Consider the following 14,018-nt stretch of genomic DNA (forward strand, 5'->3'; position numbering starts at 1 on the left):
TTAGATGTTATTTTCGTATGTTTGATCTCGATAGATGTCGAGGAGTGTTAAACTTTTCTTTTTCAAATATTGTATGTCCCAAAAAACTGTATTCTTCTTTTTATTCTTAATTTGTTCCGTTACTTACGGACAAATAGGAGGGAAGTACACGTATCAGTTTTTGGATTTAATTACTTCACCGAGACAAACGGCATTAGGCGGAAAAGTCATTACTATTTATGACGAAGATGTCAATCAAGCCCTTTTTAATCCTGCTTCTATTAACCAAGAAATGGACAATCACCTGTCTCTAAATTATGGTAATTATTACCAAGAAGTAACATATGGTACCACTTCATATGCATATACGTATGACCAGCATTTGCAAACATTTCAAGCAGGCATCAATTATATCAATTACGGAAAATTTGACGGATATGACGAGAATGGTTTGCCAACCAGTTCATTTACTGGAAGTGAAATTGCGCTTTCTTTGGGTTATGCGTACAATATTCCGTATACCGATATCCATTTAGGTGCCAATGCTAAACTGATTGGATCGACATTAGAGAATTACAGTTCATTTGGAGCAGCTGTAGATTTAGGAATGATATATATTGACGAAAAAAATGATGTGAATTGGGCTTTAACTTTAATGAATATTGGAACTCAATTTACTACCTACGACGCCACCAGAGAAAAATTACCTTTTGAAATCATTGCGGGTGTTTCCCAGGAACTGGAGCATGTCCCAATCCGCTGGCATTTTACACTCGAAAATTTACAACAATGGAATTTGGCTTTTTCCAATCCTGTGAACTCACAAACAAGTATTGAGGGCAGTGTCTCCGAAGAAAAAATATCCGTTTTTAACAATGCGCTACGGCACATGATTTTGGGTGTCGAGCTTTTTCCTAAAAAAGCCTTTAATCTGAGATTGGGATATAATTTTAGAAGAGCCGCGGAATTGCAAATTCAGGACCAACGCAATTTTTCGGGATTGTCATTGGGTTTTGGTCTTAAATTAAACAAATTAAAATTCAATTATTCCTATTCCAAATATACATTGGCAGGAAATACAAGTTTATTTGGATTGATTGTTAATTTTGGAGAATAATTTTCATAAAAAGAAGTAAAGAAGCAAGATAAAAGACGAAAGATGATCGAGCAAAGGTTCATGAAATAAAGGATTATAGAATAATACATACAACTTACTTTTAAAATAAAAACATGAAAAAAATAATCATAGCAATAGACGGATTTTCATCCACCGGAAAAAGCACTTTAGCCAAACATTTGGGATATGTGTATGTAGACACTGGTGCTATGTATCGCGCTGTGACATTATTTGCGATGCAAAACAATTGTATTGGAATAGATTTTTTGGATAAAGAGAAATTGATAAAAAGTTTGCCTTCCATAAAACTGAGTTTTAAATTCAATTCTGAATTGGGTTTTGCCGAAATGTATTTGAACGATGTTAATGTGGAGACTGAAATTAGAACTTTGGAGGTTTCTGGTTTTGTGAGTAGGGTAGCCGCCATTTCAGAAGTACGCTCAAAATTGGTAGAGCAACAGCAGGAAATGGGGAAAGAAAAAGGAATAGTTATGGATGGTAGAGATATTGGAACCGTTGTTTTTCCAAATGCTGAACTCAAAATATTTATGACGGCTGGAGCAGATACTCGTGCACAAAGACGCTTTGATGAATTACAGGCAAAAGGGGATTTAGTTTCTTACGATGAAGTTTTAAAGAATGTAGTGGAACGCGACTATATTGATACTCATAGAGATGACTCGCCTTTAGTAATGGCTGATGATGCCATTGAAGTGGATAATTCATATTTGGATAGAAAAGAACAATTTGACGTTGTTTTGGAGTTAGTAAATGAGGTAATTAATAGCTTATAAATTTTTTGTTAATATCAATATTAATGGTAGATTTACGCGCCACAAAATTCTACAAATACTAAAACACAATTCATCCTATGGGAATTAAAAACAGATTGGTACTAATGAGTTTTCTTCAATTTTTTGTTTGGGGAGCATGGTTGATTACAATTGCAAATTATTGGTTTGGTACCAAAAACTGGGAAGGAACACAATTTGGTTTGGTCTTTGGAACAATGGGAATTGCTTCGCTTTTTATGCCAACACTTGCAGGTATTATTGCCGATAGATGGATTAATGCTGAAAAATTATACGGAGGACTTCATATTTTATATGGCTTTGTTTTATTTTACTTGCCCGAAGTTACTACTCCAACGACTTTTATTTACATCATGCTTTTGGCAATGTGTTTCTATATGCCAACTATTGCTTTGAGTAATTCGATTTCTTATAACGCATTAAAAATAAATGGATTGAATGTAGTTAAAAGTTTTCCTCCCATTCGTGTTTTTGGAACTATAGGTTTTATTGTAGCGATGTGGATTACCAACTTAACTGGAAATAAAGCGACTGCTTATCAATTTTATATCGCAGGAATTGCAGCTATTGCATTGGGTATTTATTCATTTACTTTACCGAAATGTAAACCACAACGACTAATCAAAGAAGATGCGTCTTTGATGGAAACATTAGGATTAGAATCTTTCAAATTATTTGCCAATTATAAAATGGCATTGTTTTTTATTTTCTCTATGTTTTTGGGAGGGGCTTTACAACTTACAAATGCTTATGGCGATGTATTTTTGGATGAATTTAAACATTTTCCGAAATATGCAGATTCTTTTGTAGTGAAATATTCCACTATTATTATGTCTATTTCTCAAATTTCAGAGACTTTATTTATATTGGCAATTCCGTTTTTCCTGAAACGTTTTGGAATCAAACAAGTAATGCTGATTAGTATGCTGGCTTGGGTATTGCGTTTTGGGCTTTTTGCATTTGGAGATCCTGTTCAAGGATTATGGATGATTATTTTGTCATGTATTGTATACGGAATGGCTTTTGATTTCTTCAATATATCAGGTTCTTTATTTGTAGAAACGCATACGGATGCTAAAAATCGTTCTTCGGCTCAAGGGATGTTTATGATGATGACCAATGGAGTAGGAGCAATATTGGGGAGTTTTACTTCTGGATGGGCTATTGACCGTTTTTTTACGAAATCTTTTAGCACAACAACTGAATTAGCTTCTTTTTTACAAACCGATGTTGCAAATCCAAAGATGTTGGAATTTGTAAAAGGTCAAGGAAATTCGGTTTCTACAGATGGTTTGTTGCAAAACGTAATTATGATGAAAGATTGGCATAGCATTTGGTTGGCTTTTGCGATTTATTCGTTGGTTATTGCAATAGCTTTTGCGATTTTGTTTAAACACGAACACAATCCTAATGAAGTTGAAGCAGAGAACTTGAGTCATTAAAAACAAGTCTTTATAAAACATACAAATCAATCCTAATTAGTTTTAAAACTAGTTAGGATTTTTATTCTTAAGTGCTAATTTGTAAATGCTTGAAACTTGAGTTTGATTATTTGTTATTAATTAAAAAACCACAATATAACCTGTATAGCCCCGATAGTAGTGAAAATCCTCCCCTTTTTTCGGGAGATTGTAACGGATAGCGGGAACAGTGTCAATAAATAAGCCTAATCATTCGCTCCTAAACCTTTTTTTGGACTGTTTAACGTTTTGTGTAAATATCTCTCTATAAATATTTTGCCATATTAAATAAAAGAATTAATTTTGCACACCTTTTGGTGGATAGGAGTTTCCTTTAGGTATCAACAATTTATGTAAAACAACTTCTGTTTTTTCTATCGCTTTGAGAAACTCAAGATAAACAGAATACAAATTTTTTATCAGCATGTCTGAACAATTAAAATCACAAGAAGAGTTTTTAGCAAATTTTAACTGGCATAACTTCGAAGAAGGTATCGATGCAGTAGATGAGAAAAACTTATTGGAATTCGAAGAACTAGTATCAAAAACTTTTATTGCAACTGACCAAGAAGAAGTAGTTGAAGGAGTAGTTGTAAGAATCACAGATAGAGACGTTATCGTTGATATCAACGCAAAATCGGAAGGTGTTATTTCATTAAACGAATTCCGTTACAACCCAGCTTTAAAAGTAGGTGACAAAGTAGAAGTATTAATTGACATCCGTGAGGACAAAACTGGTCAATTGGTATTATCTCACAGAAAAGCACGTACTATCAAATCTTGGGATAGAGTTATTTCGGCTAACGAAACAGGAGAAATCGTTAATGGTTTTGTAAAATGCAGAACTAAAGGTGGTATGATCGTTGACGTTTTCGGAATTGAAGCTTTCTTACCAGGATCTCAAATTGACGTTAAGCCAATTAGAGACTACGATGTATATGTAAACAAAATGATGGAATTCAAAGTGGTAAAAATCAACCACGAATTCAAAAATGTTGTTGTTTCTCATAAAGCGCTTATTGAAGCGGATATTGAAGTACAGAAAAAAGAAATCATCGGTCAATTACAAAAAGGACAAGTATTAGAAGGTGTTGTTAAAAACATTACTTCTTATGGTGTGTTCATTGACTTAGGTGGTGTTGATGGATTAATTCACATTACTGACCTTTCTTGGAGTAGAATCAACCACCCAAGTGAAGTTCTTGAATTAGACCAAAAATTAAACGTTGTAATCCTTGATTTCGATGATGAGAAAACAAGAATTCAATTAGGATTGAAACAATTAAACGCTCACCCATGGGATGCTTTAAACGCTGATTTGAAAATTGGTGACAAAGTAAACGGTAAAGTAGTTGTAATCGCTGATTACGGTGCTTTCATCGAAGTTGCTGAAGGTGTTGAAGGTTTAATCCACGTTTCTGAAATGTCATGGTCAACTCATTTACGTTCTGCTCAAGATTTCGTGAAAGTTGGAGATGTTGTTGAGGCTGTTATCTTAACATTAGATAGAGATGACCGTAAAATGTCATTAGGTATCAAACAATTAACTCAAGATCCTTGGACTGACATTACTTCTAAATACCCAGTAGGTTCTAAACATACAGGTATCGTTAGAAACTTTACAAACTTTGGAATTTTCGTAGAATTAGAAGAAGGAATTGATGGATTAATTTACATCTCTGACTTATCTTGGACTAAGAAAATCAAACACCCATCTGAATTTGTAAATGTTGGTGAGAAATTAGATGTAGTTGTATTAGAATTAGATGTTGACGGACGTAAATTATCTTTAGGTCACAAACAAACTACTGCTAATCCTTGGGATCAATACGAAGATTCTTTCGCAGTTGGAACTATCCACACAGGTGAAATTTCTGAAATCGTTGACAAAGGAGCTACTGTAGAATTCGGTGAAGATATCGTTGCTTTCATTCCTACTCGTCACCTTGAAAAAGAAGACGGTAAGAAATTGAAAAAAGGTGATTCTGCTGATTTCAAAGTAATTGAATTCAACAAAGAATTCAAAAGAGTAGTTGCTTCTCACACTGCTATCTTCCGTGAAGAAGAAGAGAAAAACGTGAAAGCTGCTACTGAAAATACTTCATCTGCCTCTACTACAAACGCACCAGCTGCTACTTTAGGAGATAACAATGATGTATTAGCTGCATTGAAAGCTAAAATGGAAAAATCAGAGAAAAAATAATTTCTTGATTTTTTGAATATAGAAAGCTCCACTGCAATGTGGGGCTTTTTTTATGTATTTTTTGGATTATTTTAGTAAGAAAATAAGTATAATTAATAAAAACAAAGGAACTACTGTACAATAGGACTCTATCAATTTTAAATTCAATAAAGCTATTTTAGATTATGTATCTTCAAATAAAAATTTTACTGCTATAATTTCGTCACTACAATCGGATGATTCACCGATTGACAATATATTTTTATTAAATAAAACTGTAGTAGCTTCGCTTGATCCAAATGACAAAACTTGTTTATAAAGAAGTTTTATAACTCCAACCTTTTTATGAAACATATTAAGAAACTTACACAAGATAGGAGCATATCTTGATTATTTTCTATTAGATATAAATGCAAACAAAGCAATATGCTAAAGTAGTGGAGTATTCAATACATTCTATTTTACATAATATAAATTATAGTTCAAATTATGACCATTAAAAAAAATGACCCAATCGAGGTATAATGCTAATTTTAAATGCAAAGAAACGAACAGCAAAACCTTCACCGTTCGTTTCTTTATAAAAACAACAATTAATCTTTTTAAACCTTAATTATGAAACTAAATTGCAGAGTTTACAATGTCCATGCTTTCAAATTCATTGATTATTAATACTTTTTTGGATGATTTATATGTACTATAACCATAGTATGCTACAACTGACAAACAGATTAATGGCAAAATAAAAGAAAAATTTACCTCTGGTATAAATCCTAAAATCTTAACATCTGAAAATCCTGAGCCACCCCAATCTAAAATACTTCCTTGCAGAACGGGCATCAATGCACCGCCAACAATAGCCATTACCAATCCTGCCGAACCAATTTTCGCTTCGTCGCCCATATCTTTTAATGCTATTCCGTAAATGGTTGGAAACATAATGGACATAAAAATAGAAATACAAACCAAAAAAATTAAACCTGCCATTCCTTGCAATACAATCGCTCCCGTAGCACATAAGACTCCGCAAATACCAAATACCATTAATATTTTGGAAGGATTTATGCTTTTCATTAAACCAGTCCCAATCCATCGTCCGATTAAAAATAAAATCATGGCTGTTATGTTGTAATATGTGGCCGTTAATTCCAATCCGAAAGTTTTGTTGATGTTATCTACATATTGAAATATAAAAGTCCAACACATAATTTGGGCACCAACATAAAAAGCTTGAGCTATCACACCATGTTTGTAATTTTTATTGGCAAATAACTTTTTGAAGGATTCTGATATTGACATTTTATCTTCATGTGCTGTTTTTGGCATTTTGGTTAAAGCGATAATAATTAAGATTATTAACACGAAAAATCCTAATCCAATATATGGAATACTGATAATACTCAAATCATTTTCGCGAATACTTGCTAACTCATTTGAACTTAAAGCTTTGAAAGCTGCAGGGGTGTAATCATCCGATTTTATTTCTTTTATTACCAAGAATTGCGCCATTACCAATCCTGTTATGGCTCCGATTGGGTTAAATGCCTGGGCTAAATTCAAACGTTGTGTTGCTGTTTCTTTATTTCCCAAGAATAAAATCAATGGATTTGATGTAGTTTCCAAAAAAGCCAAACCACAAGTAATTACCCAAAGCGATACCAGAAAGAAAGTATAGCTTTGATAATGCGCTGCTGGATAGAATAAAAAAGCGCCCGTCGCATACAGTATCAGACCAAGTATTATCCCTGATTTATAACTGAATTTTCTAACGAATAAAGCTGCTGGCAAAGCCATAAAAAAATAGCCAAAATAAAAAGCAAATTGCACCAAGGATGCTTGCGTATTGGAAAGTTCCGGCATTACTTTCTTAAAAGTAGAAACCATCGGTGTTGTTAAATCATTCGCAATTCCCCAAAGGGCAAATAATATGGTTATTATAATAAATTGAAAAACAAATTCTTTACTAACTACAGGGATTTTTTTGGATAGGTTCATTGTTATGGTTGTTTAGTTAATTGAAAATACATTTGATTCTTCAACTATAGAATCAGTTTGTTCAAATCCGCATAAAAATTCATCTATTTCAGATTGCGAAATTACAGGGTTTGCGCCTTCACTTTGGGCGACAATTGATCCAATTGCACTGGCAAAATTAATGGCATATTGCGGGTCTTTTCCGTTAAGAAGCATGATGATTAATGAAGCTAAAAAAGAATCTCCAGAACCTACAGTGTCTACAACATTTACTTTAAAACCTGAATTGTGGTAGAATTTATTTTTGTAATACAATACAGCTCCATGAGAACCTAAAGTAACACAGACGGTATTAGTGTTTGTTTTCTTTGCAATGAATTTTATATTTTGCTCTAAAGACTTTTTATTTGAATTCAAATCCTCGCAAATTTCATTTAATTCATCGTCGTTAAACTTCAAGAAATCAGCCTCATTCAATAAGTCCAAAACATTTGTTTTAGTGTAATGTGGATTTCTCAAATTCACATCAAATATTTTGTATTTTGCTACCGCCAAAAGTTCTTTTAGTGTGTCTCTGGAAACAGAATCTCTAGAAGATAAGCTTCCGTAAACAAAGAAATCGGCGTTTTTGACGATTACAATATTCTTGGCAGACGTTTCAATTTTGTCTCAAGCTGCTGGATAATTGATATCATAGGAAGCATTTCCTTTTTCATTCAAAATTACATTGACAATTCCTGTTGAATACGTATCATTAATTTGTACAGACTCTGTGTTTATTCCCTTGTCTTTCAAATAATCAACCAGTATTTTTCCGTTTTCATCATTTCCCACGCCGCTGATCATAGCAATATCAGCTCCTAATGAACTTAATCGTGATGCTACATTTAGTGGTGCTCCCCCAATTTTTTTGTGTTCCAAAAAAACATCAAAAAGGATTTCTCCAAAACTGACACCTTTTAATTTCTTTTCCATTTTTTTTAAATTTTATATGTAAAACAATATTTTTAGATAGTTACTTTAATTCGGTTTAATGATTTGTTATACCATTTATCGACCATTTCTCTCATGAATAAAAGGCTTCCTTTGGCAAGATCCTCTGAATTGTACTTTGAAGGTCTCCACAAAGATGTTGGTCCGACCAATGCTGTGATTTGTGATGAAAAATTTTCGAGCACCAATGGTTCTTGATAGTTAATGGTTGCCAATGCTTTGAAGAAATCATCCCAATGAACATTGCCTTCACCAATCATACCTCGGTCGCTTTCGGTGATGTGAATATGCTTTAGATTATTTCCGGCACGAATAATGGGATCGTAAAAATTGCTTTCTTCGATGTTCATGTGAAAGGTGTCAAGATGCAGTCCTATGTTGGGCTGATCAAGATGTTCGATCATATCCAAAACTTCATCTGCAGCTGTAAATACATAACTTTCGTAGCGATTAATTGGCTCCAGAGCAATTGTAATATTGCGTTGTCCAGCATACTTGGCAACGTCTTCGAAAACTTGCAGCAGAATTACTTTTTCATCTAGCGTGCAAGGGTTTCCGGTAAATGTTCCAATAGCTGAATGCAGTACACCTCCCAAAAAATCGCCATCCATTTCGGCTACTTTATCAAGTGCTGATTTGATGATTCGTATTGCTTGTTCAGGATGAAAAGGAATGTGGCAATCGGGTGGCAAGTTCAAGGTGCAGCGCCCTGTTATGTCGTGTTTTTCCAGCAATTTTCTGGTAGTTTTCGGATTAAAATCCAATGAAGCGGGCAAAATAATTTCAAGCATATCAAAACCATATTCAGCAGTTTTTTCTATTGCATAACGTCCGCCATCAGTACTCCAGGTAGGAATAAAAGATAAAATTGTAGTTCCAAAAATTGGCATAATTATATAGTTTTAAATTAGTTATTATTGAATTGAAAAGTTATTCTTTTTAAAACAACCACCATTCTGTTTTAACCCCGACATAAGTTCCCCAGCTTTTTTGGTTCACTTGTAAATAAGGTGAATAATTGTGGTCACGGGCGTAATCGTTGTAGTGAGCAAGCGTACAAACCAAACGAATGTGCGGACGACTCCAAGGATCTTTTTTGCCTAATGGAACAATCGTTGGTGCAAATGAAAATTTCCACATTTCGGCTTCAGGATTATCACCGTCTTTTCGAACAGCGTAATGTACTTCTTCAATCAAATGCAACCACTTGGTCACATAAAAGAAACTTCTAAATCCTACCACAAAATCTGTTTTCTGGTTGTACAATTGATTTCCGTTGAAGTATTCGTCTGTATTGGTGCTCGACGAACCGCCTTTACTTTTGGTAAAAACACCATATCCATTGAGACTGAATTTCGGAGTAAGATTCAGTAAAAAATGTTCTACCGTTGTAAAGGAATACGCATTGGTATATTTTCCTCCTGTGTCAGGTGCTCCGTAAGTAGCCCAAGTAAAAGTGTTTCCGTTGTCACCACCGTTAGCGATTCCTGTACCATAACGTGCTGAAAACTGATTGAAGGAACCGGGTAATTTTGTTTTAAATGGATTGTTGTACTTCGCTCCAATCACCCATCCGTTATCGGCAGGATATACTTTAGAAGCACTTTTGGAATTGGCTGAAACATAGTGAAATTCCCCTAAAAGCTTCAAAATACTATTGTTTTTCAAGTTAATGCTGTGCTCCCCTATCCAAACCATGCGTTGACGAATGGCGGGATTGGTAGCGCCGGCAACTGTAATCTCATAATTATAAGGATAAACATTTGTAGAATCGGCGGAGGCTGGCATCAACATTGTTAATTCGGTGTTTTTATAGCTTACACCAAATCCCTGAGCGGAATGATCATCAAAATAAAAATAATCACTGATATGAATGTCATCATAGCGACGAAAACGGGAACCAACCCAAGCAGACCATCTGCTTCCCATGATATTTCTGGCTTCAACAAAAGCCTCAGGAAGAATAAAGGTTAGTCCGCCATTTGAACGGGAACTTACATTGCCAACAAATTGCCCGTTGGCGGCGTACATTCCCAAACGCATTTGAAAGGTGACATTGGTACTGTCTTTTCCAATCAGTTTTGGTGTAAAATGCACGGCAGGCAATATATCGATATAGTCTGTTTGCTCCATACGACCTCCTAATGATCCTTGTCCAGAAAGGTTTAATGGTTTCCACATATTTCCTTCTCCGTTTGGTGACAAACCCACACCAATTCGACCAGTTGTTCCCAATGAAAAGTTAGTGTTTGTTATGACAACTTGTGAATAGCCACATATAGAAATTAACAAAATCAGAAGTAAAAGAAGGGTGGTTTTCATGGTGTTGTAATTAAACATTAAAATTCATTTTAAAAATAGTCTTTTGTAATTTTAATAAACGTCATTTTGACTATTTATTTTTCAAATCTAAAAATAATATTAATACAACAATAAAAAATAATTAAATATTTTAAAAAATATACAAAAAATAACCTTAAATAATACTAATGTAATAAATATACGCACAAAAATGCATAATTACATATAAAGTATATTTGACGTTTAATACTAGTTTTGCTGATTTTTATGTAAATTATGCAATCATAAATAAATCATTACTTTTGTATTTATGAATGTTTAAGCAAATCTAGGTTTCGATATCCATGTAAATTGTATTAACTATATCTCATTTCCTTAATGGTACCTCAAATAATCCCCAATATATCTGTAGACTGTGTCGTTTTTGGTTTTGATGCCAATACAAAATCATTGAATGTATTGCTGCTTGACCGCTATTTAGAATCGGAGGAAAATCATGAAATTTTGGTTAATGACCATGTGCTGACCGGATATCACACCCTCGAAAATGAAACCATAGACGATACGGCTACTCGTGTTTTGAGAGAACTTACAGGATTGGATAATTTGTATAAAAAACAGTTTAAGGTTTTTGGAGATCCCAACCGCTTGATGAATGAAAAAGATTTGATTTGGGCCAAAAGCGAGAATTTCAATCAACGAACCATCACTATTGCTTACTACTTTTTGGTAAAGACCCATGAAGTTGATTTAGAAAACAATCAGCACAAGCCAAAATGGTTTCCCGTAAATGATTTACCCGAATTAGGCTTTGATCACAAAAAGGTTATCAATGAAGCTTATGCCGACTTAAAAGCAAAATCATTATTCCAGCCTATTATCTTTGAACTTTTACCTGATAAGTTTACTATCAAAGAGTTGCAGGATGTTTACGAATGCATATTGGGTGTTGAAATAGACAATCGAAATTTTAGAAGAAAATTGCTGACGAAGAAATATCTAATTGAGTTAAACGAAAAACAAGTGGGTGTTTCAAAAAAGCCTTCTCAGCTTTTTATGTTCAGTAAAGATATTTACCAAAAAATCTACAAAGAAAGTTATCTGATCAGTATTTAGTTTAGTGATTTGTTTTATAATTTTATAAAGCCATTTTTACCAATTCTACTTCAAGTCTGTCAAAGTTTTCTTCATTTTTGTCAACTACAAAAGGTCTTAATTTATTACTTTCTTCCCCTGTATCAAAAATCATTTTGAAAACAATTTTGGTTTTGTCGCTAGATATTTCCTCAAATGTTGTCAAAATTTTAAAAAGCGGTTTTGAATGACGTTTCCAAGCAATAAAATTGGGTTCGTCAATTTTTATAAATTCAACTTCATTGGGATAATTTCCTTTGTCTGGTCCGTGCATAATAAAACTCCATTTGCCGCCTGGACGCAAGTCAAATTCATTGAAAGTGTTAGTGAATCCCTTTGGTCCCCACCAATTTTTTAAATGATTTGGATCTGTCCAAGCTTTAAAACAAAGATTTATGGGAAAGTTCATAATTCTCGTAGTTACTATTTCACAATTAGGGGTTGTAGAAAAAAAAAATTCTGATTCCATTGGTTGATATTTTAAAGTTTAAAACTTGATGCTTGTCGACTATGTTACTTACGTGGTAAAAAATTAGTCACAGATTGTACGGATCAAACAGATTAGCACAGATTTTTTTTGATTATTTAATTCAAAACTTAATTATAATTCATGTAATTTATTGCTAAAATCTTTCTTTGAAATTAATTTTAAAAACAGACAGAAAGTTAGTAAAAATAATGGAAAGCTCAATTCTTGGATAAACATATTGATGAGATTGCATCGTTATTTTCTTTTGCAAGTGTTATCGTTCCTCGGAATATTGAGAAATATGAGATTTCTATGCGCTATCTTTGCAAAAGATAAAAAAGATTATGACTAAAGGAAAATACATTCAGCTGATACTAATTTTGGGTTCGATGACCGCACTTGGACCATTTTCTATTGATATGTATTTACCCAGTTTTTCGGGGATTGCCAAAGATCTTAATACTTCAGTAACGATGGTTTCCGAATCTTTATCCAGTTATTTTATAGGGATTTCGTTTGGGCAATTGTTATATGGGCCGTTACTGGATCGTTTCGGTCGAAAAAAGCCTTTGTTTATTGGCTTACTAGTTTATATTTTGGTTTCTTTAGGCTGTGCTGTCGTTGCTGATATCCATATGTTTATAGGGCTTCGATTTATACAGGCTGTTGGGAGTTGTGCGGCTACTGTGGCTTCGGTAGCGATGGTTAGGGACTTGTTTCCGGTTAAGGAAATACCTAATGTTTTGTCCAAATTAATGTTGGTTCTTGGACTTTCTCCAATGTTGGCACCCACTATCGGAAGCTATGTAACAACTTATTATGGTTGGCATCCCATATTTTTTATCCTAGCGTTTCTGGGTGGTTTTGTGTTAATCGCATCACAATTAGGCTTGCCGAACACCCATAAACCAGATCCTACTATTTCATTGAAACCGAAACCAATCATTAATAATTTTGTGGCGATTATCAAAGTGCCACAGTTTTATACCTATGCATTGACGGGTTCAATTGCTTTCTCAGGATTGTTCACTTATGTTGCGGCATCACCTATTTTGTTTATGGATATCTTAAAAGTAGATGCCACGGTTTATGGTTGGATTTTTGCTTTTATGTCGGTAAGTTTTATTGGTTCAAGCCAATTAAACTCCATATTATTGAGAAGATTCTCCAGTGAACAGATGATTTTTGGCGCTTTGGTTGCTCAAATAGCAATCAGTGTGACCTTTTTGATTTTGGCAATAAATGATGATTTAGGATTGTACGGTACTATTGCAATGTTGTTCCTGTTTTTGGCTTGTTTGGGTATTTCCAATCCAAATACTGCAGGATTGACCCTTGCTCCATTTGCCAAAAATACCGGAAGTGCCTCGGCATTGATGGGTGCAACTCAATTGGGAATTGGAGCTTTATCTTCTTTTGCGGTGGGTATTTTTGTCAAAGATTCAATGGTACCGATGGTTGCCATAATGACTTGCACCACGATTATTGCTTTTGTTATTTTAAATATTGGTAAAAGGAAAATCAAAGAAACTATTGTGAATACTGGTGATGAAGAGATTATGATGGGGCATTGAGTTTAACTAAATCAAGAACAATA

At 33.9% G+C, this 14,018-nt stretch carries 10 protein-coding genes and 1 pseudogene; 6 read left to right on the top strand and 5 right to left on the bottom strand.

Going from position 1 to position 14,018, the window contains the following annotated elements:
• Positions 1 to 73: 73 nt before the first annotated feature.
• The 4 genes from porQ (at position 74) to rpsA (ending at position 5,571) form a co-directional block, all read left to right on the top strand.
• Positions 74 to 1,096 (top strand): type IX secretion system protein PorQ, encoded by a 1,023-nt coding sequence (gene porQ, locus KZH69_RS15490; RefSeq protein ID WP_219318385.1) that lies wholly within the window; start codon positions 74 to 76, stop codon positions 1,094 to 1,096.
• A 113-nt stretch (positions 1,097 to 1,209) separates the two neighbouring features.
• Entirely contained in the window at positions 1,210 to 1,890 is a 681-nt protein-coding gene (gene cmk / locus KZH69_RS15495; protein ID WP_219318386.1) for a (d)CMP kinase, read from the top strand.
• A gap of 77 nt (positions 1,891 to 1,967) precedes the next feature.
• Positions 1,968 to 3,350 carry a nucleoside permease gene (locus KZH69_RS15500; protein WP_219318387.1) on the top strand — a complete coding sequence of 461 codons (1,383 nt, stop codon included), beginning with the start codon at positions 1,968 to 1,970 and terminating at the stop codon, positions 3,348 to 3,350.
• A 442-nt stretch (positions 3,351 to 3,792) separates the two neighbouring features.
• On the top strand, positions 3,793 to 5,571 hold the full coding sequence (gene rpsA / locus KZH69_RS15505; protein ID WP_219318388.1) for a 30S ribosomal protein S1: 1,779 nt from the start codon (positions 3,793 to 3,795) through the stop codon (positions 5,569 to 5,571).
• Positions 5,572 to 6,171: 600 nt separating this feature from the next.
• Here rpsA and fucP read toward each other — a convergent pair.
• The 4 genes and pseudogenes from fucP to KZH69_RS15525 all read right to left on the bottom strand — a co-directional run bounded on the left by fucP (position 6,172) and on the right by KZH69_RS15525 (position 10,839).
• On the bottom strand, positions 6,172 to 7,545 hold the full coding sequence (fucP, locus tag KZH69_RS15510; RefSeq protein ID WP_219318389.1) for an L-fucose:H+ symporter permease: 1,374 nt from the start codon (positions 7,543 to 7,545) through the stop codon (positions 6,172 to 6,174).
• Between the two features lie 12 nt (positions 7,546 to 7,557).
• Positions 7,558 to 8,499: pseudogene (locus tag KZH69_RS15515) on the bottom strand (carbohydrate kinase family protein).
• Positions 8,500 to 8,531: 32 nt separating this feature from the next.
• A complete protein-coding gene (locus tag KZH69_RS15520) occupies positions 8,532 to 9,407 on the bottom strand; it encodes a sugar phosphate isomerase/epimerase family protein (RefSeq protein ID WP_219318390.1) in 876 nt (291 codons plus the stop codon).
• A 49-nt stretch (positions 9,408 to 9,456) separates the two neighbouring features.
• Entirely contained in the window at positions 9,457 to 10,839 is a 1,383-nt protein-coding gene (locus KZH69_RS15525) for a carbohydrate porin (protein WP_219318391.1), read from the bottom strand.
• 357 nt (positions 10,840 to 11,196) lie between these two features.
• Here KZH69_RS15525 and KZH69_RS15530 point away from each other — a divergent pair, with 357 nt between their 5' ends.
• Entirely contained in the window at positions 11,197 to 11,934 is a 738-nt protein-coding gene (locus KZH69_RS15530; protein WP_219318392.1) for an NUDIX hydrolase, read from the top strand.
• Positions 11,935 to 11,956: 22 nt separating this feature from the next.
• On the opposite strand, the gene KZH69_RS15535 is transcribed toward KZH69_RS15530, so the two are convergent.
• Positions 11,957 to 12,421 (bottom strand): SRPBCC family protein, encoded by a 465-nt coding sequence (locus KZH69_RS15535; RefSeq protein WP_219318393.1) that lies wholly within the window; start codon positions 12,419 to 12,421, stop codon positions 11,957 to 11,959.
• A 344-nt stretch (positions 12,422 to 12,765) separates the two neighbouring features.
• Here KZH69_RS15535 and KZH69_RS15540 point away from each other — a divergent pair, with 344 nt between their 5' ends.
• The gene (locus KZH69_RS15540) at positions 12,766 to 13,995 is read left to right on the top strand and encodes a multidrug effflux MFS transporter (protein ID WP_219318394.1); all 1,230 of its coding nucleotides are present in this window, start codon (positions 12,766 to 12,768) and stop codon (positions 13,993 to 13,995) included.
• Positions 13,996 to 14,018: the final 23 nt, after the last annotated feature.

Source organism: Flavobacterium taihuense, assembly GCF_019351435.1.
Classification (GTDB): Bacteria; Bacteroidota; Bacteroidia; order Flavobacteriales; family Flavobacteriaceae; genus Flavobacterium; species Flavobacterium taihuense.